This window comes from Pseudonocardia sp. Ae331_Ps2 (genome assembly GCF_001932405.1).
Classification (GTDB): domain Bacteria; phylum Actinomycetota; class Actinomycetes; order Mycobacteriales; family Pseudonocardiaceae; genus Pseudonocardia.
On record NZ_MCIM01000001.1, the window covers coordinates 1,412,806 to 1,430,892 of the forward strand.

Below are 18,087 nucleotides of genomic sequence, written 5' to 3' on the forward strand. Positions count from 1 at the left end.
GACCTGTGGTGGTCGGGCAAGCACCGCCGCCACGGCGGGAACATCCAGGTCCTCACCGCACCTGATGGATGGCCGCTATGGACCAGCGACGTGCGGCCGGGCCGCGAGCACGACACCCGCTGCGCCCGTACCCACCCCGGGCTGCTCGAGGGCCTGGCCGCGTTCACCGACGACACCCACGCCGCGCTGGGCGACCTCGGCTACGAAGGCGAAGCCGACCGGCTCACCGTGCCCATCAAACCCGCCCCCGGCCGCGGGCAGACGGTCAACCAGCGCACCGTCAACACCCTGCACTCAGCCCTTCGTGCTCTGGCCGAACGCGGAAACGCCCTGCTCAAGACCACCTTCGCCGCGTTGCGGCGAGTCACGCTATGTCCCTGGCGCACCGGCGCGATCACCGCAGCTGCGCTCGTACTACTCCACACCGAGTACGACCGCACGACATGATCAACCCGCTACTGAGAACACCTCAATGCCCCGGCGTCGTCGGGAGGCCGCTGTCCAGATGTGGGCGACGGTCTCGTATTCACCGTCGTCGTCACGGTCGTGCGCGATGACGAACCCGGCGAGACGACCGATGAAGACCGATAGATTCTCCTCCCGAACGAGGACGGTCTCCAGAACGAGACCGTCCAGGGCCCTGAGACCACCGCAGACGCCTCCTGCCACTCAGGTGGCGCCGCGGAGCTGTCGCAGCACCAGAACGGCGCTGAGACCGCATGCCCCGACGCGGGGCCAGGCACGGACCGTCAGGTGCCGTTCCCCCACTCTTCTTCTGTCACTCTGTCACTACACCGCCCCTGACCAGCACAAACGAGAGTGACAGTTCGAGTGACAGGCCAGTGACACTGTCACTCTGTCACCCGGCGGGCCCCGGAATCGTTCGACGGTAGCGCTCTACGGCCAGGCGTCGTCGACGCTCCTCTCGCCCGCGAGCGAGAGGAGCGAGCGCCCCCGCGTGGGCTTGGCCCACGGAGGGCCCACAGATGCCCGTATCTGGCCGTAGGCGACCGGACACACCCGGACAACGAAAGAGACCCCCGGCTCCGGCGTTTCCGCTGGTCGGGGGTCTCTTTCACGTGCTGTGGCTGGTCCAGGATTCGAACCTGGGAAGGCTACGCCGACGGATTTACAGTCCGCTCCCTTTGGCCGCTCGGGCAACCAGCCGGGGTGCATCTCGGTCTCGCTGAGTGCGTGAACGAGGATACGACACGACCTGAACGACCCCGCCGAGGGGTCCCCGACCGACCCGGAGGAGAGACGATGGCCGACCCGTCGTTCGACGTCGTGAGCAAGGTGGACCGCCAGGAGGTCGACAACGCCCTGAACCAGGCCGCGAAGGAGCTGTCGCAGCGCTTCGACTTCCGCGGCACCAACACCACGATCGCCTGGGCCGGCGAGGAGGCGCTGACCTTCGAGTCCGAGACCGAGGAGCGACTGCTCGCCGGGATCGAGGTCTTCAAGGAGAAGCTGATCAAGCGGCAGATCTCCCTGAAGGCGTTCGAGGCCGATGAGCCGCAGATCTCCGGCAAGACCTACAAGGCGAGCGGCAAGATCCTCCAGGGCATCGCGCAGGACAAGGCCAAGGAGATCAGCAAGGCCATCCGCGACGAGAAGCTCAAGGGCGTCCAGGCGCAGATCCAGGGCGACCAGCTGCGCGTCTCGGGCAAGAAGAAGGACGACCTGCAGGCCGTCATCGCGCTGCTCAAGTCCAAGGACTTCGGCATCGCGCTGCAGTTCACCAACTACCGGTGACCAACCGGCCCTGAGCTGCTGAAGCCCTGGCTCAGGGGTGCCGGGTACGGACCAGGTGGCGGGGCCGGCTGGAGTTCGCGCGGACGCTGGTGCCCGCCGTCGACGGGCTGCTGGACCACTCCCCGGCGGACGCAGCCGTGCAGCGACCCGTGTCCGTGACCTGACCCGGCTCCCCTAGGCCGGCGGCGCCGGCCGCAGGTGCGCCCACGGCCGCGCCCGCTCCAGCTGCGCCGCCAGCGCCAGCAGCAGCGGCTCCGAGCCCGGCCGCCCGACGAACTGCACGCCCAGCGGCAGCCCGGACGCCGTCCGGTACAGCGGCACCGAGGACGCGGGCCGGCCGGTCAGGTTCGCCAGCTGGGTGAAGGGGACCGGGGCGAAGTTGGCGTCGACCAGGCTCTCCACCAGCCCGAGCCGTCCGAACAGGCCGGACGCGCCGGCCCGCAGCAGCGCCTGCGCCCCGATCCGGGCCACGGCCGGCAGCCCCAGCTCCCCGATCGGCCACGGCGGCCGGGCCAGGGTCGGGGTGAGGAGCAGGTCGTAGCGCTCGTGGAACGTGGCCAGTGCGCGGGTGTGGTCCTGGCGGCGGGCGAGCGCGGCGAGGTAGTCCGGCGCGGGGGTGGCACGCCCGATGGCGGCCATCACCCGCGTCTCCGTCTCGAAGGCGTCGTCGCCGCAGCCGGTCAGCGCCCGCGCCGAGGCCACCTGGGCCGAGATCGTGGAGAACCAGGTGGTGAGGAAGTCGGTGGCCAGCGCCCGGCCGTCGAGGGCTGGGGCGGACTCCTCCACGACGTGCCCGAGCGAGGTCAACAGCTCGGCGGCGTCGGTGGCCGCGGCGACCGCCTCCGGGTCGACCTCGGTACCCAGCGGCGACGCGGTGGCCAGCCCGATCCGCAGCGGCGCCGGGTCGTCCCGGACGGCGTCGGCGTAGGGGCGCTCCGGCGGGCGCACGACGTAGGGACCCTCCGGTTCCGGCCCGGCCGTCACGTCGAGCAGCGCGGCCGAGTCCCGCACGGTCCGCGACAGCACGCCCTGTACCGCCGCGCCGTGGAAGCCCTCCGCGACGTCCGGCCCGGACGGCGTCACGCCGCGGCCGGGCTTGAGCCCGAACAGCCCGCAGGCGGCGGCCGGGATGCGGATGGAGCCGCCGCCGTCGCTCGCGCCGGCCGCGGGGACGATCCCGGCGGCGACGGCCGCGGCGGACCCCCCGGAGCTGCCGCCGGGGGTGCGGGCGGGGTCCCACGGGTTGCGGGTCGGCCCGCCGAGCGCGGGCTCGGTGACGGCACGGGCGCCGAACTCGGGAGTCGCCGTCCGTCCGAACACCACGAGACCGGCCTCGGTCCAGCGTCGGACCACCGTCGACGTCTCGGGTCGCGGGTGGTCGGCGAGCGGGCGGGAACCGGACGCCGTCGGGACCCCGGCGATGTGCTGGGCGAGGTCCTTCACCAGGAACGGGACACCCGCGAACGGCCCGCTCAGCGGGCCGCGTGCGCGGGAGCGGGCGGCGTCGTCGAGCCGCAGCCGGATGGCGTTGATGCCCGGCTCGACGGCGTCGGCACGGGCGACGGCGGCCTCCAGAAGGTCGGCTGCGCTCACCTCACCCGCCGCGACGAGCGCGGCCAGCCCGACGGCGTCGTGGTTGCGGTAGTCGTCCCAGGAGATCCCCACGGCGGGGATACAAACAGATCGGTCAGGGGGTGGACACCGGGGCGGGCACCGGCGCCGGGGACGCGTCCGAGGTACCGGTGACCCCGGCGACGATGCCGAGAGCCATGACGACCGCGGCCGCGGCACCCAGGACGGCCGGCAGCACCGGCCGGGTGCGAGCCGGAAAGTCGGGCAGCCGGAATCCGCCGGAGGTCCGGGTCGCGCCACCCTCGGGGAGCGGGGCCTGACGGACCGGCTCGGGAAGCGGGGCCCGGCGGACCGGCTCGGGGTGCCGCCGGACGGTCGGGGCCTGGGCCGGGGGGCCCGACGGGAACCGCACGGGCGGGCGCTGGCCCGCCGGGGGCCGGCCCGTGAGGGGATGCCGGGCCGCGGGCGGGCGGGCCGGGTGTCGCGGGCCCGCCGGGGCGTACTGCCCGGGGACGTGACCGCCCGGGGCCTGCCGGGGCGGAACGTGGCCGGGAACGTAGCCGCCCGGGACCTGCCGTGGCGGGACCTGGCCGGGACGCCGGCCGCCGGGCCCGACTGCGTCGCGGGGGCGCGGGACGACGGGCAGCGCGGTGGTCGGTGCGTCGTCGGAGGACCCGCCGCCCGGCGCCGTGTGCGGCGCCGCGGGGCGGGAGGAGCGGGGCTCCGGCGGCGTCGTTCCCGCGGCGGGGGTGGGTGCGGCAGGAGCGTCCGTGACCGGGTCCGGGTCGGAGGCGGTCGTGGTGTCCGCCTCGGCGACCGTCGGCGCGACCGGGGTGTCGGCGTCCGAGGACGGTCGGGCCGACGGCAGCACGACCGGCTCGTCCGGGCCGGCCTCGGTGACCACGTCGTCCCCCGGGCGGGCCGGTGACGGGACCTCGACCGGGCCACCCTGGAGCGGCACCGACGGGGTCTCACCGGTGTCGGTGAGCGCGTGGCGGGGCTTCTGGGACGGGGTCTCGCTCATGGGTCCTCTTCCGCAGGGGGAGCTCTGCTCTGAGAGCTTCATCGCTCCCGGCACCCCGAACCGTTACGGAACAGCGACCCGGGGTCGCGCAACCACCCCCGGAACGGTCCGGTCAGCGGCGGACCATCTGCTGGAGCCGCGCGATCCGGTCCTCGATCGGCGGGTGGGTGGAGAACCACCTCGCCATCTTCTCGCCGGGCCGGAACGGGTTCGCGATCATCAGGTGCGACTGCGCCGTGAGCCGCGGGTCCGGGGGCAGCGGGGCGGCCGCGGTGCCGTACTTGAGCTTGTGCAGCGCCGAGGCCAGGCCCAACGGGTCCCCGGTGAGCTCGGCCCCCGAGGCGTCGGCCTGGTACTCCCGCGACCGGCTGACGGCCATCTGCACCACGCCGGCCGCGATCGGGCCGAGGAGCGCGACCAGGATGATCGCGATCGGGTTCGGGCGGTCCTCGTCGTTGCCGCCGAAGATCGAGGCGAACATCGCGAAGTTCGCGAGGAACGACACCGCCGAGGCGAGCGCTCCGGCGATCGACGAGATCAGGATGTCGCGGTTGTAGACGTGGCTGAGCTCGTGGCCGATGACCGCGCGCAGCTCGCGCTCGTCGAGGAGGTGCAGCAGACCGGTGGTCACGCACACCGCGGCGTGCCGCGGGTTGCGGCCGGTGGCGAACGCGTTGGGTGCGTCGGTCGGGCTGATGTGCAGCGACGGCATGGGCTGGCGGGCCCGCTGGCTCAGCTCGCGGACGATCCGGAACAGCTGGGGGTACTCGGCCTCGGTGATCGGCTGGGCGTGCATCGACCGCAGCGCCATCTTCGCCGAGTTGAAGTAGGCCCACCCGTTCACGGCGAACGCGACGACCAGGGCGATGACCAGTCCGCCGCGGCCACCCAGGACCCCGCCGATCGCGAGGATCAGGGCGCTCATCGCGCCGAGGAGGACGGCCGTCTTCAGACCGTTCATGTGGCTGTGCACGCCGGGGTCACCTTTCCGTGCGGTCCTGCTGGGGTCACCCTTCTCAACGGACGAACCGGGCAGCGCGTTCCCGGGTGTGACCGGGGCCCGGCCCGGGGCACCCGCCACGTGCGGGAGGCCGGCCCGGCGTGGAAGAGTCGGGCCCATGAGCGACGGCGATGTCACGACAGAGGTCCGGACCGAGGTCACCGACGGTGTCGCGGTGCTCACCGTGTCGAACCCGGCACGACGCAACGCGCTGAACCTGGACCTGTCGCAGAAGCTCGTCGCCGCCGTCGAGGCCGCGAACGCCGACGACTCGGTCGGCGCGATCGTCGTCACCGGTCAGGAGCCCGCGTTCTGCGCCGGCGGCGACCTCGCGGAGCTGCAGCAGGCCGACCCGGCGACGCTCAAGCGCGTCTACTCCGGGTTCCTCGCCATCGCCTCCTCCCCGCTGCCGACCCTGGCCGCGGTCAACGGCGCCGCCGTCGGCGCGGGGATCAACCTCGCCCTGGCCTGCGACGTCCGGCTGGCCGGCCCGACCGCACGGTTCGACGTCCGCTTCATGCAGCTGGGCCTGCACCCCGGCGGCGGCTACACGTGGATGGCCCAGCGCGCTCTCGGCGCCCAGGGCAGCGCCGCGATGACCCTGTTCGGCGACGTCCTCGACGCCCGCGAGGCCGAGCGCGTCGGTCTGGTCTGGCGCGCCTACGACAGCGACGAGGACCTGATGGCCGGCGCCCGTGAGCTCGCGGGCCGGGCCGCCGCCGCGCCGCGGGACCTGATCGTCACGACCAAGGCGACGATGCGGATCACCGCCCGGCTCGACGCGCACGCCGACGCCACCGACATCGAGGTCCGCGCCCAGGCCGAGACCGTGCACTCCGAGGCGTTCGCGGAACGCGTCGCGGCGCTGCAGAAGAAGATCAGCAGGAAGTGACCCGCGGCACGAACGTGACGCGGGCCATGTGACGTGATCCCGGGTCTCCGGACAGGGGGACGAACCGGGAGTTAACCTCGATGTATCGAGGGACAATTCGACGCCGAACTGGGGACCATCAGCCCATGACGACCAGCGACACTCCCGTCGAGGCACGCGACTCCGAGGTCGTGCAGCGCGACCGGGTGGTCATCCGGTTCGCCGGCGACTCCGGTGACGGCATGCAGCTGACGGGTGACCGCTTCACCTCCGAGACCGCGAACTTCGGCAACGACCTGTCGACGCTGCCGAACTTCCCCGCGGAGATCCGGGCTCCTGCCGGGACGCTGCCCGGGGTGTCGTCGTTCCAGCTGCACTTCGCGAACTACGACATCCTCACTCCGGGGGACCGCCCGGACGTGCTGGTCGCGATGAACCCGGCGGCGTTGAAGGCCAACATCGGCGACCTGCCCCACGGCGGCGTGCTGATCGTGAACACCGACGAGTTCACCAAGCGGAACCTGACCAAGGTCGGGTACGCGGCGAACCCGCTCGAGGACGGCTCCCTGGAGCCCTACGCGGTGCACGGGGTCGCGATGGCGACCCTGACCCGAGGCGCCCTGGAGGAGACCGGGCTGTCCAAGAAGGACGCCGAGCGGGCGAAGAACATGTTCGCCCTGGGTCTGCTGTCGTGGATGTACCACCGGCCCTCGGAGTCGACCGAGCGGTTCCTGCGGGAGAAGTTCGCGAAGAAGCCCGACATCGCCGAGGCCAACATCCTGGCCTTCCGCGCCGGGCACGCCTACGGCGAGACGACCGAGGCGTTCGCGGTCACCTACGAGGTCGCCCCGGCCCGGCTGGCGCCGGGGACCTACCGGCAGATCACCGGGAACGTCGCGCTGGCGTACGGGATCATCGCCGCCGGACGCACGACGAGCCTGCCGGTGTTCCTGGGCACCTACCCGATCACCCCGGCCTCGGACATCCTCCACGAGCTGTCCAAGCACAAGGCCTTCGGCGTGACCACCTTCCAGGCCGAGGACGAGATCTCCGGCGTCGGCGCGGCGCTGGGCGCGTCGTTCGGCGGCGCGCTCGGCGTCACCACCACCTCGGGTCCGGGGATCGCGCTCAAGGCCGAGACCGTCGGCCTGGCCGTGGCCCTGGAGCTTCCGCTGCTGGTGATCGACGTGCAGCGCGGCGGCCCCTCGACGGGGCTGCCCACCAAGACCGAGCAGGCCGACCTGCTCCAGGCCCTGCACGGGCGCAACGGCGAGGCCCCGCTCCCGGTGATCGCCCCCTGCACCCCCGGCGACTGCTTCATCGCCGCGGTCGAGGCCGCCGCGATGGCCGTGCGCTACCGCACCCCGGTGATGCTGCTGTCCGACGGCGCGCTGGCCAACGGCTCCGAGCCGTGGAAGATCCCCGACGTCGAGACCCTGCCGACGGTGGACCCGGGGTTCGCGACCGAGCCCAACGCCCCCGACGGGTCCGGCGAGTTCTGGCCGTACCTGCGTGACCCCGAGACCCTGGCCCGGCCGTGGGCGATCCCCGGCACCGCGGGTCTGGAGCACCGCGTGGGCGGGCTGGAGAAGGCCGACGGGCGCGGCTCGATCTCCTACGACCCCGACAACCACGACCGCATGGTCCGGCTGCGCCAGGCCAAGATCGACGGCATCGAGGTGCCGGACCTCGTGGTCGACGACCCCGACGGCGACGCGGACTTCCTCGTCGTCGGCTGGGGGTCGACCTTCGGCCCGATCAACGCCGCGGCGCGGCGGGTGCGCAAGCTCGGCCACTCGGTCGCCACGGTGCACCTGCGCAACCTCAACCCGATGCCGGCCAACCTCGGCGAGATCCTGGGCCGCTACCGCACGGTGCTCTGCCCCGAGATGAACCTCGGCCAGCTCGCCATGCTGCTGCGCGCCCGCCACCTGGTCGACGTCAAGAGCTACACCAAGGTCGCCGGGCTCCCCTTCGGCGCCGAGGAGCTGCAGGACGTGTTCCTGGACTACCTCACCGGCAAGCACCCGGAGTCCGCGGCCGACACCACCCCACGGCCCGCCAACGAGACCACTGGAGCGCAGGCATGACCGCCACCGATCTCGGTCTGCCGTCCATCGGCGGCCTCGACGGGGTCCCGACGACGGACGCGAAGCAGACCGCGAAGGACTACACCTCCGACCAGGAGGTCCGCTGGTGTCCCGGCTGCGGCGACTACGCCGTCCTCGCCGCGGTCCGCCAGTTCCTGCCCACCCTGGGCATCAAGCGCGAGAACACCGTGTTCGTCTCCGGGATCGGCTGCTCGAGCCGTTTCCCGTACTACCTCAACACCTACGGGATGCACTCCATCCACGGGCGTGCCCCGACGATCGCGACCGGGCTGGCGACCTCGCGGGAGGACCTGTCGGTGTGGGTCGTCACCGGTGACGGCGACGCCCTGTCCATCGGCGGCAACCACCTCATCCACGCGCTGCGCCGCAACGTCAACATCAAGATCCTGCTGTTCAACAACCGGATCTATGGCCTGACCAAGGGCCAGTACTCGCCCACCTCCGAGGTCGGGAAGGTCACCAAGTCCACCCCCATGGGCTCGCTCGACCACCCGTTCAACCCGATCTCGCTGGCGCTGGGCGCCGAGGCGTCGTTCGTCGGGCGCGCCCTGGACTCCGACCGCAAGAGCCTCACCGCCGTGCTGCAGGCCGCCGCCGAGCACCGCGGTTCCGCCCTGGTCGAGATCTTCCAGGACTGCCCCATCTTCAACGACGGCAGCTTCGACGTCCTGCGCCGCGGCGACAACGAGAACCGGCTCATCCCCCTCACCCACGGCGAGCCGATCACCTTCGGCGCCCCGGGTGAGGACGGACGCGGCTCGCACGCGGTCGTCCAGGACGGGTTCGGCCTCGCCGTCGTCGAGACCGCGTCGGTCGACCCCGCGACGATCGTGGTCCACGACCAGACCGACCACGAGCTCGCCTTCGCCCTGTCCCGGCTCTCGGACCAGGACCTCACCCACACCGTCACCGGGGTCTTCCGCAGCACCGACCGCCCCACCTACGACGACGCCGCACGCGCCCAGGTCCAGGCCGCGAAGGACGCCAAGCCCGACGCCGACCTGCAGGCCCTGCTCAACGGCCGCGACACCTGGACCATCGTCTAGGACCGGCCCGCGACCGACGACGGCCCCGGCACTCCTTCCAGGGAGTACCGGGGCCGTCGTGCGTCCACCGGTGTCCGGGCTCAGCGGGCCCCGGGACGTTCGTTCCACGCGATGAACCCGGCCGCCCGGGCGGCGCCCTCCGCGGTGAAGTACAGGTCCGCCCGCGTACGGACGTAGTACGGCGACTCGGGCGGGTGGAACCGCCGCGACCCGCTGTGCACCTTCACCCGGTGCGTCTCGGGAGGGTCGCCGCCGTCGGCGGGTGCGAGCACCGAGTCCGGGTACGGGCCGGGCCGCACGCCCGGGGGCAGCGGCTCGGACGCCGCCGACGGGCCGATGATCAGGGAGTCGAGCGCCGCCAGCGCCGAACCACCGGCGGGCTGCCGCGTCCGCGACGGGATCGGCAACGGTGCGGGCGGGCCGTCGTCGTCCGACGCGGGGGCCGGCTCGGGCAGCGGCGCCGGTTCGACGTCGTCGCGCAGGGCGTGCCGGCCGGACGGCTCGTCGTCGTCCTCGGCCACCCCGTCCTGCGGCGCGGGGTTGCTCTCGGGGCGAGGAAGGGGCACCGCGGGGGCCGTGGCACCGTCCGGTGCTCCGGCGCTGCCGCCCGGTTCCCCCACGACCGGTGCGGCGGGGGCTGCCGCGTCGTCCTGGGCCGCGTCGCCGTCGGCCGGGGCTTTCTCGGCCGACGCGTCCTCGGTCAGACCGCCCTCGGCCAGATCATCGCGAGCCGCGGCGACCTGGGCCGGGGCGTCGTGAGCCGCGCTGCCGTCGGCCGGGCCGTCCTCGGCCGGGGCCTCCTCGGTCGGACCGCTCTCGGCCAGATCGCCCTCGGCCGGCTCATCCTGGGCAGCGCTGTCGTGCCCGTGGGCCAGGTCGCCGTGGGCCGGGGCGTCCTGGGCTACGGCAACGGGTTCGTCGGTCGCGGGTCCGTCGGTCGCGGGTCCGTCCGCCCCGGTGAGGCCGACGGGTCCGTCAGCCCCGGTGGGGCCGGTCCCGCCCACGGCGGCGGTCCCACCCGTGGCCGCGGTCCCGCTCGCGGCGGCCGGCGAGGGACCGGGCGCCTCGGAGCCGGCCGGCACGTCCGCGGCCACCCCGGGGCGGGCTGCCGGGGGGACGACCTGCTCCCCCGCACCGTCGGCCACGGCGGACGGTGGCGGTGCGCCGTCCGGCGGCGGTGTGGTCGCCCCGGTCACCCGGTCCGGGTCGGCCTCCCCGACGGGCTCGAACAGCCCCACGGTCCCGGGTCCGCTCCCCGGGCCGGGCCCGTCGGACGCCTCCACCGTGTCGGGCGCACCCGTGGCCTCCGGACCGTCCTCGACGGCCCCTGCGCGGCGGCGGGACACCAGCACCCCTGCCGCCACGAGTACCACGAGCACCGCCAGCAGTACCCACATCCAGCCCATGCCGGACCTCCGTCCGCCCGGGACCCTCCCGGACCGCTGTCGCCGTGCTTGGTATCACGGATCGTGCCCGCCTCGCCGTCACCGCGCGCGGTGGCACACCCGTACCGGATCATCGTGCCCGTGACCCACCACCCGAAGCGACCATGACCGCCGCCCGTTCCCCCGAACGAACCACACCCGAACGAAGTGAGCGGAACCCCGCCGGGCTCGCCGCGGGCGTCGGCGCGTACGTGCTGTGGGGTCTGTTCCCGGCGTTCTGGCCGCTGCTGGACCCCGCGGCGCCGCTGGAGGTCCTCGCCCACCGCGTGCTGTGGACCGCCGTGCTGATGGCGGTGGTGCTGACCGTGCTGCGCGGCTGGGGCGACGTGCGCGGGCTCGGTCTCCGCCGGTGGCTCGCGACGGCCGCCGCCGCGGTGTTCATCGCGGTGAACTGGGGCCTGTTCATCTGGGGCGTCTCGGTTGGGCTGGTCGTCGAGTCCGCGCTCGGCTACTACATGACCCCGCTGGTCGGGGTGCTGTTCGGCGTCCTCGTCCTGCGGGAGCGGCTGCGGCCCGCGCAGTGGGTGGCGCTGGGGCTGGCGGCGACGGCCGTCGTGGTCATCGCCGTCGGCAACGACACGGTGCCGTGGCTGTCGATGGCCCTGGCCTGCTCGTTCGGGATCTACGGGCTGTTCAAGGCGACCGCGCCGCTGCCCGCCGCGGCCGGGCTGACCGCGGAGGGCCTCGTGCTCGTCGTACCGGCCGCGGTGTTCCTCGTCGTCCTGGCGCTCACCGGCGGCGGCACGTTCACCGGGCACGGGCCGTGGCACCTGCTGCTCATGCTGTCCGCGGGTCCGGCGACCGCGCTGCCGCTGCTGCTCTACGGCGCCGCGGCGCGACGGCTGCCGCTCACGACCCTCGGGGTGCTGCTCTACGTCAACCCCACGCTGCAGTTCCTGTGGGGCGTGCTGGTCGTCGGACAGCCGATGGCCCCGGCCCGCTGGGCGGGGTTCGCCCTCGTCTGGCTGGCTCTGGTGGTGTTCACCGTCGACCTGCTGCGACGGCGACGCCCACCGGCGGCTCAGCCCACCCGCTCCACCGTGTAGTCGGTCAGCGTCCGCAGCGCCTCGATCGCCGGGCACGGCGGCAGCACCGCCAGCTCGGCACGCGCGCGGGCGGCGTACCCGGCGACGGTCTCGCGGGCCTTGACCAGCGCGTCACCGGAGCGGAGCAGCTCCAGCGCCTCGGCCACCTCGTCGTCGTCGCTGATCGGGGCGGCCAGCAGCTGCCGCAGCCTGCGCGCGTCGGCGGAGTCGTCGCCGTCGCGCAGGGCGTAGAGCATCGGCAGGGTGTGCACGCCCTCGCGCAGGTCGGTGCCGGGCGTCTTGCCCGAGTCGTCCGACGGCGACGCGATGTCGATGATGTCGTCGGAGATCTGGAACGCGGCCCCGATGACCTCGCCGAAGGTCCGCAGCGCCTCGACGTGCTCGGTCGGCGCACCGGAGAACATGCCGCCGTAACGACCCGAGGTCGCGATGAGCGACCCGGTCTTCTCCGCGACCACCCGCAGGTAGTGCTGCACCGGGTCGTCCGACGCCTTGGGGCCGCGGGTCTCGCGCATCTGGCCGGTCACCAGCAGGGCGAACGTCTCGGCGATGATCCGCACCGCGTCCGGGCCGAGGTCGGCCACCAGCCGCGACGCGTGTGCGAACAGGAAGTCCCCGGTCAGGATCGCGACCGAGTTGTCCCAGCGGGAGTTCGCGGACTCCGCGCCCCGCCGCATGGACGCCTCGTCCATCACGTCGTCGTGGTACAGCGTCGCCAGGTGGATCAGCTCCACCACGGCGGCCGCCGTGATCACCTCGTCGCGTTCGGGATGCGGTCCCACCTGGGCCGCGAGCAGCGTGAACAGCGGCCGGAACCGCTTCCCGCCGGCCTCGATGAGGTGCAACGAGGTCTCGGTGACGAACTCGTAGTCGCTGTGCACCTCGCGGTGCAGCAGGTCCTCGACCCGCTTCAGCCCGTCCGCCGTGGCCTCGGCCAGGACCGGATCGGCCATCCGGATCCCGGCCACGCTCTGTGTCTCCACCCCCACAGCGTACGAATCTCAGCCCGCGAACGCGCCGCTGGCGGCCCATTCGAGGACAGGTGTGGGAAGAATCCCGAGAACGAGGGTCGCCAGCGTGCCCAATGTGATGGCCACGGTGGTGAACGCCCCGGGCACGACGACGGCCGGACCGTCCTGGGCGGGCTCGGAGAAGTACATGAGCACCACGATGCGCAGGTAGAAGAACGCGGCCACCGCGGACGCGACCAGCGCGATCACCACGAGCGGCACCATGCCGTCCGCCGACGCCGCCGAGAACACCGCGAACTTGGCGGTGAACCCGCTGGTCAGCGGGATCCCGGCGAGCGCGAGCAGCAGGAACGTCATGATCCCGGCGACGAGCGGGGACCGCTTCGCCAGGCCCGCCCAGGCCGCCAGGTCCGAGGCCTCGCCGTCACCGGTGCGGACCAGCGAGATGATCCCGAAGACCGCGACCGTCGTGAAGCCGTAGGCCAGCAGGTAGAACATCAGGCCCACGGTGCCCTGCGGGGTCAGCGCCATCGCGCCGAGCAGGATGAACCCGGCGTGCGCGATCGAGGAGTAGGCGATCATGCGCTTCACGTCGGTCTGGGTGAGCCCCAGCACCGCGCCGACGACCATCGACACGACCGCGACCACCCACAGCACGCCGCGCCACTCCCACACGGTGCTGCCGAAGCCGACGTAGAGCACCCGGGCGATCGCGCCGAACGCGGCGACCTTCGTGCAGGCCGCCATGAACGCCGTGACCGGCGTCGGGGCGCCCTGGTAGACGTCCGGGGTCCAGGTGTGGAACGGGGCCACCGAGCCCTTGAACAGCAGCCCCACCAGCAGCAGCGCCAGACCCGCGAACAGCAGCGTGTCCGAGGCCAGGGTGCCCGCGGCGGCCTGCGAGATCGCCGAGAGGCGCACCGAGCCCGCGTAGCCGTAGAGCAGCGCGATGCCGTAGAGGAAGAACGCCGAGCCGAACGCACCCAGCAGGAAGTACTTGACCGCGGACTCCTGCGACAGCAGCCGGCGGCGGCGCGCCAGCCCGCACATCAGGTACAGCGGCAGCGACAGGACCTCGAGCGCGATGAACATCGTCAGCAGGTCGTTCGCCGCGACGAAGGCCATCATGCCGCCGAGCGCGAACAGCACGAACGGGAACGGCTCGGTCTGCATCGTCGGTGCCTCGTCGGGCGCCCCGTAGGAGCGGTCGACGTGCTCACCGCCGACCGGGGTGGCCGGGCCGCCGCCGGCGCGGACCGCGGCCCGCTCGGCGGCCGAGGCGACGAACACCCCGCCCGGCTCCACCGACCGGTCCGCGATCAGCAGCAGGCTGGGGATCGCGAGGACGATCAACGTGCCCCACAGGAAGAGCGAGGGCGCGTCCACCGACAACGCGGTGCCGAAGGTCAGCACGGCGGCCGGGGACCCGAGCGCGTACCCGGCCAGCGCGACGAGCGCCGCGACCAGCGTCAGGCCGGTCAGCAGCACCTGCACGGGCCAGCGCTGGTGCCGCGGGAGGAACGCCTCCAGCAGCACCGACACGCAGGCACCCGCGAACACGATCCACAGCGGCGCGGTGGCCGCCCAGTCGACCGCGGGCATCTCGATCGGGGCCACCTGGGCGGGGAGAACCAACGAGCTCATCGAGCGATCCCTCCAGCGACGACCGGGTCGGGCAGGCCGAGCTCGGTCATCGTCGCCGTCACCGACGGGTTGATCAGGTCGAGCACGGGGCCCGGGTAGAAGCCGAGCACCACGATCGCGACGACCAGCGGCGCGAGCACGCCGATCTCACGGGCCGTGAGGTCGGGGAAGCCGGAGCCCGTGCGCTGCGCGGCGACCGCCGGGTCGATCATCGACCCCGGGCCGCCCGCGCCACCGCGCTCCAGCGCCGCCATGACCGCGGTGCCGCGCACCGGGCCCTGCATCGTGCGCTGGTAGAACCAGAGCACGTAGAGAGCGGCGAAGATGATGCCGATCGTCGCGATCACGGTGAACACCGGCCGGTTCGGGAACGACCCGACCAGCACCAGGAACTCCGAGACGAACGAGTTCGTGCCGGGCAGCGCCAGCGAACTCATCCCGGCCAGCAGCAGGCAGCCCGCCATCACCGGCGCGATCCTCGCGACGCCGCCGTAGTCGGCGATCAGGCGCGAGCCGCCGCGGCTGATCAGCACGCCGACCATCACGAACAGCATGCCGGTCGAGAGACCGTGGTTGACCATGTACAGCGTCGCGCCGGCGAAGGCCTGGCTGGAGAACGCGAACACCCCGAGCGCGATGAAGCCGAAGTGTGCCACCGAGGTGTAGGCGACGAACCGACCCATGTCGGTCTGGGCGACCGCCAGCAGCGCGGCGTAGACGATCCCGGCGACGGCGAGCACCAGCACCAGCGGCGCGAGGACCTGGCTGGCCTGCGGGAACAGCGGCAGCAGGTAGCGCAGGAAGCCGTAGGTGCCGACCTTGTCGAGCACGCCGACCAGCAGCACCGCACCCACGATCGGGGCCTCGGCACCCGCGTCGGGCAGCCAGGTGTGGAACGGCACCAGCGGCGCCTTGATCGCGAACGCGACGAAGAAGCCGAGGGACAGCCAGACCTGGGTCGACTCCGGCACGCTCGACGCCATCGCCTGCAGCTCGGCCCAGGTGAACGTGCCCTGGCCCAGCTGCTGCTCGCTGACGACGAACAGCCCGATCAGCGACGCCAGCATGATCAGGCCGCCGAGCAGCGAGTACAGGAAGAACTTGACCGCCGCGTACTGCCGTCGCGGCCCGCCGAAACGGCCGATCAGGAAGTACATCGGGACCAGCATGGCCTCGAAGAACACGTAGAAGAGGAAGACGTCGGTGGCGGCGAAGACGCCGACCAGCGTCGCCTGGGTCGCCAACAGCAGTGCGAAGTACCCGGCGGCCGAGCGGCCCTCGGGCAGCTTCTCCGCCCACGCGAACAGCATCAGCCCGGGCACCAGGAACGCGGTGAGCCCGATCAGCGCCAGCGCGATCCCGTCGACGCCGAACGCGATGTGCGTGCCGAACGCGGGGATCCAGGACATCGAGAACTCGAGCTGGAACCGGGCGCCGGCCTGCGCCGCGGGGATGGAGTAGAGCGCCCACGCGACGACGACGAGCACCAGCTCGAGCAGCGCCGTCGCCATCGCGACCGCCTTGGCGGCCCCGGTGTTGGCACGCAGCGGGTACATGACCAGTGCGCCGAGCACCGGCACCAGCAGCAGGGCGATCAGGAACGGGTTGCCCCCGGAGCCGGGGACGATGGGAGCCGTGTCCAGGGGAGTCATGAGACGAACCTCACCGCCAGCATCGCGGCGACGACGATGACCGCCCCGCCGAGCATCGAGAGTGCGTACGACCGGACGAAGCCGGTCTGGAGCCGGCGCAGGCGGCCGGACCCGCCGCCGAACGCCGACGCGGTGCCGTTGACGGCCCCGTCGATGCCGCGGTCGTCGAACCAGGCCAGCAGCCGGGTCAGCGCGATGCCGGGCCGCTCGATGAACGCCTCGTTGAAGGCGTTCGCGCCGAGGTCCGCGCGGGCCGCGGCGACGACCGGCGACACCCGCTGCGGGCGCTGCACCGGCACCGGGGAGCGCCCGACGAACAGGTAACCCGCCAGCACGCCGAGCAGCGAGACGCCGACCACCAGCCACGGGATCACCGCGTGCGGCAGGGCGCCGCCCTCGAGCTCGACGCGCTCCCCCACCACCGGGGCGAGCCACTCCGGGATCAGCCCGTAGAGCACGCCACCGCCGAAGACGGAGCCGACGGCCAGCACGATCATCGGGACGGTCATCGTCGCCGGGGACTCGTGCGGGTGGTAGTCGCGGCCGTCGGTGGACCGCACCGTGCGCCAGCGCTCCGCACCGAAGAACGTCATGATCATGAGGCGGGTCATGTAGAACGCGGTGAGACCGGCCGCGAGCGTCGCGAGCCCGCCGAACACCCAGCCCTGCCAGCCCTCCTGGGCGAACGCGGCCTCGATGATCGCGTCCTTGGAGAAGTAGCCGGACAGGAACGGGAAGCCGATCAGCGCGAGGTAGCCGAGGCCGAAGGTCACGAAGGTGACCGGCATCTTCCGCCACAGGCCGCCGAAGCGGCGCATGTCGACGTCGTCGTTCATGGCGTGCATGACCGAACCGGCGCCGAGGAAGAGCCCGGCCTTGAAGAAGCCGTGCGTCAGCAGGTGCAGGATGCCCAGCGCGTAGCCGGCCGGCCCGAGCCCGACGGCGAGGATCATGTAGCCGATCTGGCTGACCGTGGAGTAGGCCAGGACCTTCTTGATGTCGTCGTAGGCGCAGCCGATGATCGCGCCGATCATCAGCGTGACGACACCGATGAGCGCGACGACCAGCCGTCCGGTCTCGGACAGGTTGTAGATCGGCGACGCCCGGGCGATGAGGTAGACGCCCGCGGTGACCATCGTGGCCGCGTGGATCAGGGCCGAGACCGGGGTCGGGCCCTCCATCGCGTCCGGGAGCCAGGACTGCAGCGGGAACTGGCCGGACTTGCCGCAGGCGCCGAGCAGGAGCAGCAGCGTGATCGCGAGGACCGTGCCGCCGCCGACCTCGCCGATGCGCGCGAACACCTCCGTGTACTGCAGGGTCCCGAGCTCCAGCCAGAGCAGGAAGATCGCGATCGCCAGGCCGACGTCGCCGACCCGGTTCATCAGGAACGCCTTCTTCGCCGCCGTCGCCGCCGACGGCCGGTCCTGGTAGAAGCCGATCAGCAGGTACGACGCCAGACCGACGCCCTCCCAGCCGAGGTAGAGCATCACGAAGTTGTTGCCGAGGACCAGCACCAGCATCGCGGCGACGAACAGGTTCAGCTGCGCGAAGAACCGCCGCCGGTTCGGGTCGTGGCTCATGTAGCCCACCGAGTAGAGGTGGATGAGCGCCCCGACCCCGGTGATCAGCAGTACGAACGTCAGCGACAGCGTGTCGATCCGGAGCCCGAAGTCGACCTCCAGCGCGCCGGAGGACATCCAGGACCACAGCGACTGCTCGCGCAGGCGCTCGTCGGCGGGGAGACCGAGGGTCTGCAGGAATATCGTCACACCGACGACGAACGCGCCGACGACGGTCGCGACGCCGAGCCAGTGGCCCCAGGCGTCGGCCCGCCGTCCGGCGAGGAAGAGCACGAGTGCACCGGCCGCGGGGAGCGCGATCAGCAACCAGGCCAGCGAAGCGGCGCCGGTCGCCTGCGGGGCGGCCTGTGCGAGAAGGACGGTCACCAGC

General features: G+C 72.6%; 15 protein-coding genes and 1 tRNA gene. 6 read left to right on the top strand and 10 right to left on the bottom strand.

The window, feature by feature from the left end; all coding sequences use genetic code 11:
• Positions 1 to 447: transposase family protein (locus tag Ae331Ps2_RS33080; protein ID WP_254864905.1), on the top strand; the 447-nt coding region annotated here is incomplete at its 5' end.
• On the opposite strand, the gene Ae331Ps2_RS06690 is transcribed toward Ae331Ps2_RS33080, so the two are convergent.
• Both Ae331Ps2_RS06690 and Ae331Ps2_RS06695 read right to left on the bottom strand, forming a co-directional pair.
• On the bottom strand, positions 448 to 669 hold the full coding sequence (locus tag Ae331Ps2_RS06690) for a hypothetical protein (protein WP_075310060.1): 222 nt from the start codon (positions 667 to 669) through the stop codon (positions 448 to 450). It abuts the gene before it with no gap.
• Positions 670 to 1,085: 416 nt separating this feature from the next.
• Positions 1,086 to 1,167 (bottom strand) — tRNA-Tyr (locus Ae331Ps2_RS06695).
• Positions 1,168 to 1,263: 96 nt separating this feature from the next.
• On the opposite strand from Ae331Ps2_RS06695, the gene Ae331Ps2_RS06700 reads away from it, so the two are divergent.
• On the top strand, positions 1,264 to 1,755 hold the full coding sequence (locus tag Ae331Ps2_RS06700; protein WP_020624857.1) for a YajQ family cyclic di-GMP-binding protein: 492 nt from the start codon (positions 1,264 to 1,266) through the stop codon (positions 1,753 to 1,755).
• A gap of 174 nt (positions 1,756 to 1,929) precedes the next feature.
• Here Ae331Ps2_RS06700 and Ae331Ps2_RS06705 read toward each other — a convergent pair whose 3' ends face one another.
• The 3 genes from Ae331Ps2_RS06705 to htpX form a co-directional block, all read right to left on the bottom strand.
• On the bottom strand, positions 1,930 to 3,414 hold the full coding sequence (locus Ae331Ps2_RS06705) for an amidase (protein ID WP_075312768.1): 1,485 nt from the start codon (positions 3,412 to 3,414) through the stop codon (positions 1,930 to 1,932).
• A gap of 28 nt (positions 3,415 to 3,442) precedes the next feature.
• Positions 3,443 to 4,351, bottom strand: coding sequence for a hypothetical protein (locus tag Ae331Ps2_RS06710; protein ID WP_075310058.1), 909 nt, complete (start codon positions 4,349 to 4,351; stop codon positions 3,443 to 3,445).
• Positions 4,352 to 4,463: 112 nt separating this feature from the next.
• Complete coding sequence (gene htpX, locus Ae331Ps2_RS06715) at positions 4,464 to 5,324, bottom strand: zinc metalloprotease HtpX (RefSeq protein WP_075310056.1); 861 nt, start codon at positions 5,322 to 5,324, stop codon at positions 4,464 to 4,466.
• Positions 5,325 to 5,469: 145 nt separating this feature from the next.
• Here htpX and Ae331Ps2_RS06720 point away from each other — a divergent pair, with 145 nt between their 5' ends.
• The 3 genes from Ae331Ps2_RS06720 (at position 5,470) to Ae331Ps2_RS06730 (ending at position 9,379) form a co-directional block, all read left to right on the top strand.
• Entirely contained in the window at positions 5,470 to 6,243 is a 774-nt protein-coding gene (locus tag Ae331Ps2_RS06720) for an enoyl-CoA hydratase (RefSeq protein WP_075310054.1), read from the top strand.
• Positions 6,244 to 6,368: 125 nt separating this feature from the next.
• Positions 6,369 to 8,312, top strand: coding sequence for a 2-oxoacid:acceptor oxidoreductase subunit alpha (locus Ae331Ps2_RS06725; RefSeq protein WP_075310052.1), 1,944 nt, complete (start codon positions 6,369 to 6,371; stop codon positions 8,310 to 8,312).
• A complete protein-coding gene (locus tag Ae331Ps2_RS06730) occupies positions 8,309 to 9,379 on the top strand; it encodes a 2-oxoacid:ferredoxin oxidoreductase subunit beta (RefSeq protein WP_020627672.1) in 1,071 nt (356 codons plus the stop codon). Before Ae331Ps2_RS06725 ends, Ae331Ps2_RS06730 begins: the two co-directional genes overlap by 4 nt.
• Positions 9,380 to 9,459: 80 nt before the next feature.
• Here the strand turns inward: Ae331Ps2_RS06730 and Ae331Ps2_RS06735 are convergent, their stop codons facing one another.
• Complete coding sequence (locus Ae331Ps2_RS06735) at positions 9,460 to 10,785, bottom strand: hypothetical protein (RefSeq protein WP_075310050.1); 1,326 nt, start codon at positions 10,783 to 10,785, stop codon at positions 9,460 to 9,462.
• A 143-nt stretch (positions 10,786 to 10,928) separates the two neighbouring features.
• Between Ae331Ps2_RS06735 and rarD the strand changes: the two genes are divergently transcribed.
• On the top strand, positions 10,929 to 11,870 hold the full coding sequence (gene rarD, locus Ae331Ps2_RS06740) for an EamA family transporter RarD (protein WP_075310048.1): 942 nt from the start codon (positions 10,929 to 10,931) through the stop codon (positions 11,868 to 11,870).
• On the opposite strand, the gene Ae331Ps2_RS06745 is transcribed toward rarD, so the two are convergent.
• Genes Ae331Ps2_RS06745 through nuoL form a run of 4 tightly spaced genes read right to left on the bottom strand, consistent with a single transcriptional unit; the run spans position 11,846 to position 18,086 of the window.
• On the bottom strand, positions 11,846 to 12,823 hold the full coding sequence (locus Ae331Ps2_RS06745; RefSeq protein WP_075312766.1) for a polyprenyl synthetase family protein: 978 nt from the start codon (positions 12,821 to 12,823) through the stop codon (positions 11,846 to 11,848). The genes rarD and Ae331Ps2_RS06745 overlap by 25 nt on opposite strands.
• Positions 12,824 to 12,871: 48 nt before the next feature.
• Positions 12,872 to 14,485 (bottom strand): NADH-quinone oxidoreductase subunit NuoN, encoded by a 1,614-nt coding sequence (nuoN, locus tag Ae331Ps2_RS06750; protein WP_075310046.1) that lies wholly within the window; start codon positions 14,483 to 14,485, stop codon positions 12,872 to 12,874.
• On the bottom strand, positions 14,482 to 16,137 hold the full coding sequence (locus Ae331Ps2_RS06755; protein WP_075310044.1) for an NADH-quinone oxidoreductase subunit M: 1,656 nt from the start codon (positions 16,135 to 16,137) through the stop codon (positions 14,482 to 14,484). The genes nuoN and Ae331Ps2_RS06755 overlap by 4 nt, the downstream gene beginning before the upstream one ends.
• Positions 16,134 to 18,086 carry an NADH-quinone oxidoreductase subunit L gene (gene nuoL / locus Ae331Ps2_RS06760; RefSeq protein ID WP_369804881.1) on the bottom strand — a complete coding sequence of 651 codons (1,953 nt, stop codon included), beginning with the start codon at positions 18,084 to 18,086 and terminating at the stop codon, positions 16,134 to 16,136. The genes Ae331Ps2_RS06755 and nuoL overlap by 4 nt, the downstream gene beginning before the upstream one ends.
• Position 18,087: the final 1 nt, after the last annotated feature.

Excerpts from the sequence above, each read along its gene's own strand:
- Ae331Ps2_RS06745 (WP_075312766.1), bottom strand. The coding sequence starts at position 12,823 with ATGGCCGATCCGGTCCTGGCCGAGGCCACGGCGGACGGGCTGAAGCGG.
- nuoN (WP_075310046.1), bottom strand. The coding sequence starts at position 14,485 with ATGAGCTCGTTGGTTCTCCCCGCCCAGGTGGCCCCGATCGAGATGCCC.
- rarD (WP_075310048.1), top strand. The coding sequence starts at position 10,929 with ATGACCGCCGCCCGTTCCCCCGAACGAACCACACCCGAACGAAGTGAG.
- Ae331Ps2_RS06725 (WP_075310052.1), top strand. The coding sequence starts at position 6,369 with ATGACGACCAGCGACACTCCCGTCGAGGCACGCGACTCCGAGGTCGTG.
- Ae331Ps2_RS06735 (WP_075310050.1), bottom strand. The coding sequence starts at position 10,785 with ATGGGCTGGATGTGGGTACTGCTGGCGGTGCTCGTGGTACTCGTGGCG.
- Ae331Ps2_RS06755 (WP_075310044.1), bottom strand. The coding sequence starts at position 16,137 with ATGACTCCCCTGGACACGGCTCCCATCGTCCCCGGCTCCGGGGGCAAC.
- Ae331Ps2_RS06720 (WP_075310054.1), top strand. The coding sequence starts at position 5,470 with ATGAGCGACGGCGATGTCACGACAGAGGTCCGGACCGAGGTCACCGAC.
- Ae331Ps2_RS06710 (WP_075310058.1), bottom strand. The coding sequence starts at position 4,351 with ATGAGCGAGACCCCGTCCCAGAAGCCCCGCCACGCGCTCACCGACACC.
- Ae331Ps2_RS06730 (WP_020627672.1), top strand. The coding sequence starts at position 8,309 with ATGACCGCCACCGATCTCGGTCTGCCGTCCATCGGCGGCCTCGACGGG.
- Ae331Ps2_RS06700 (WP_020624857.1), top strand. The coding sequence starts at position 1,264 with ATGGCCGACCCGTCGTTCGACGTCGTGAGCAAGGTGGACCGCCAGGAG.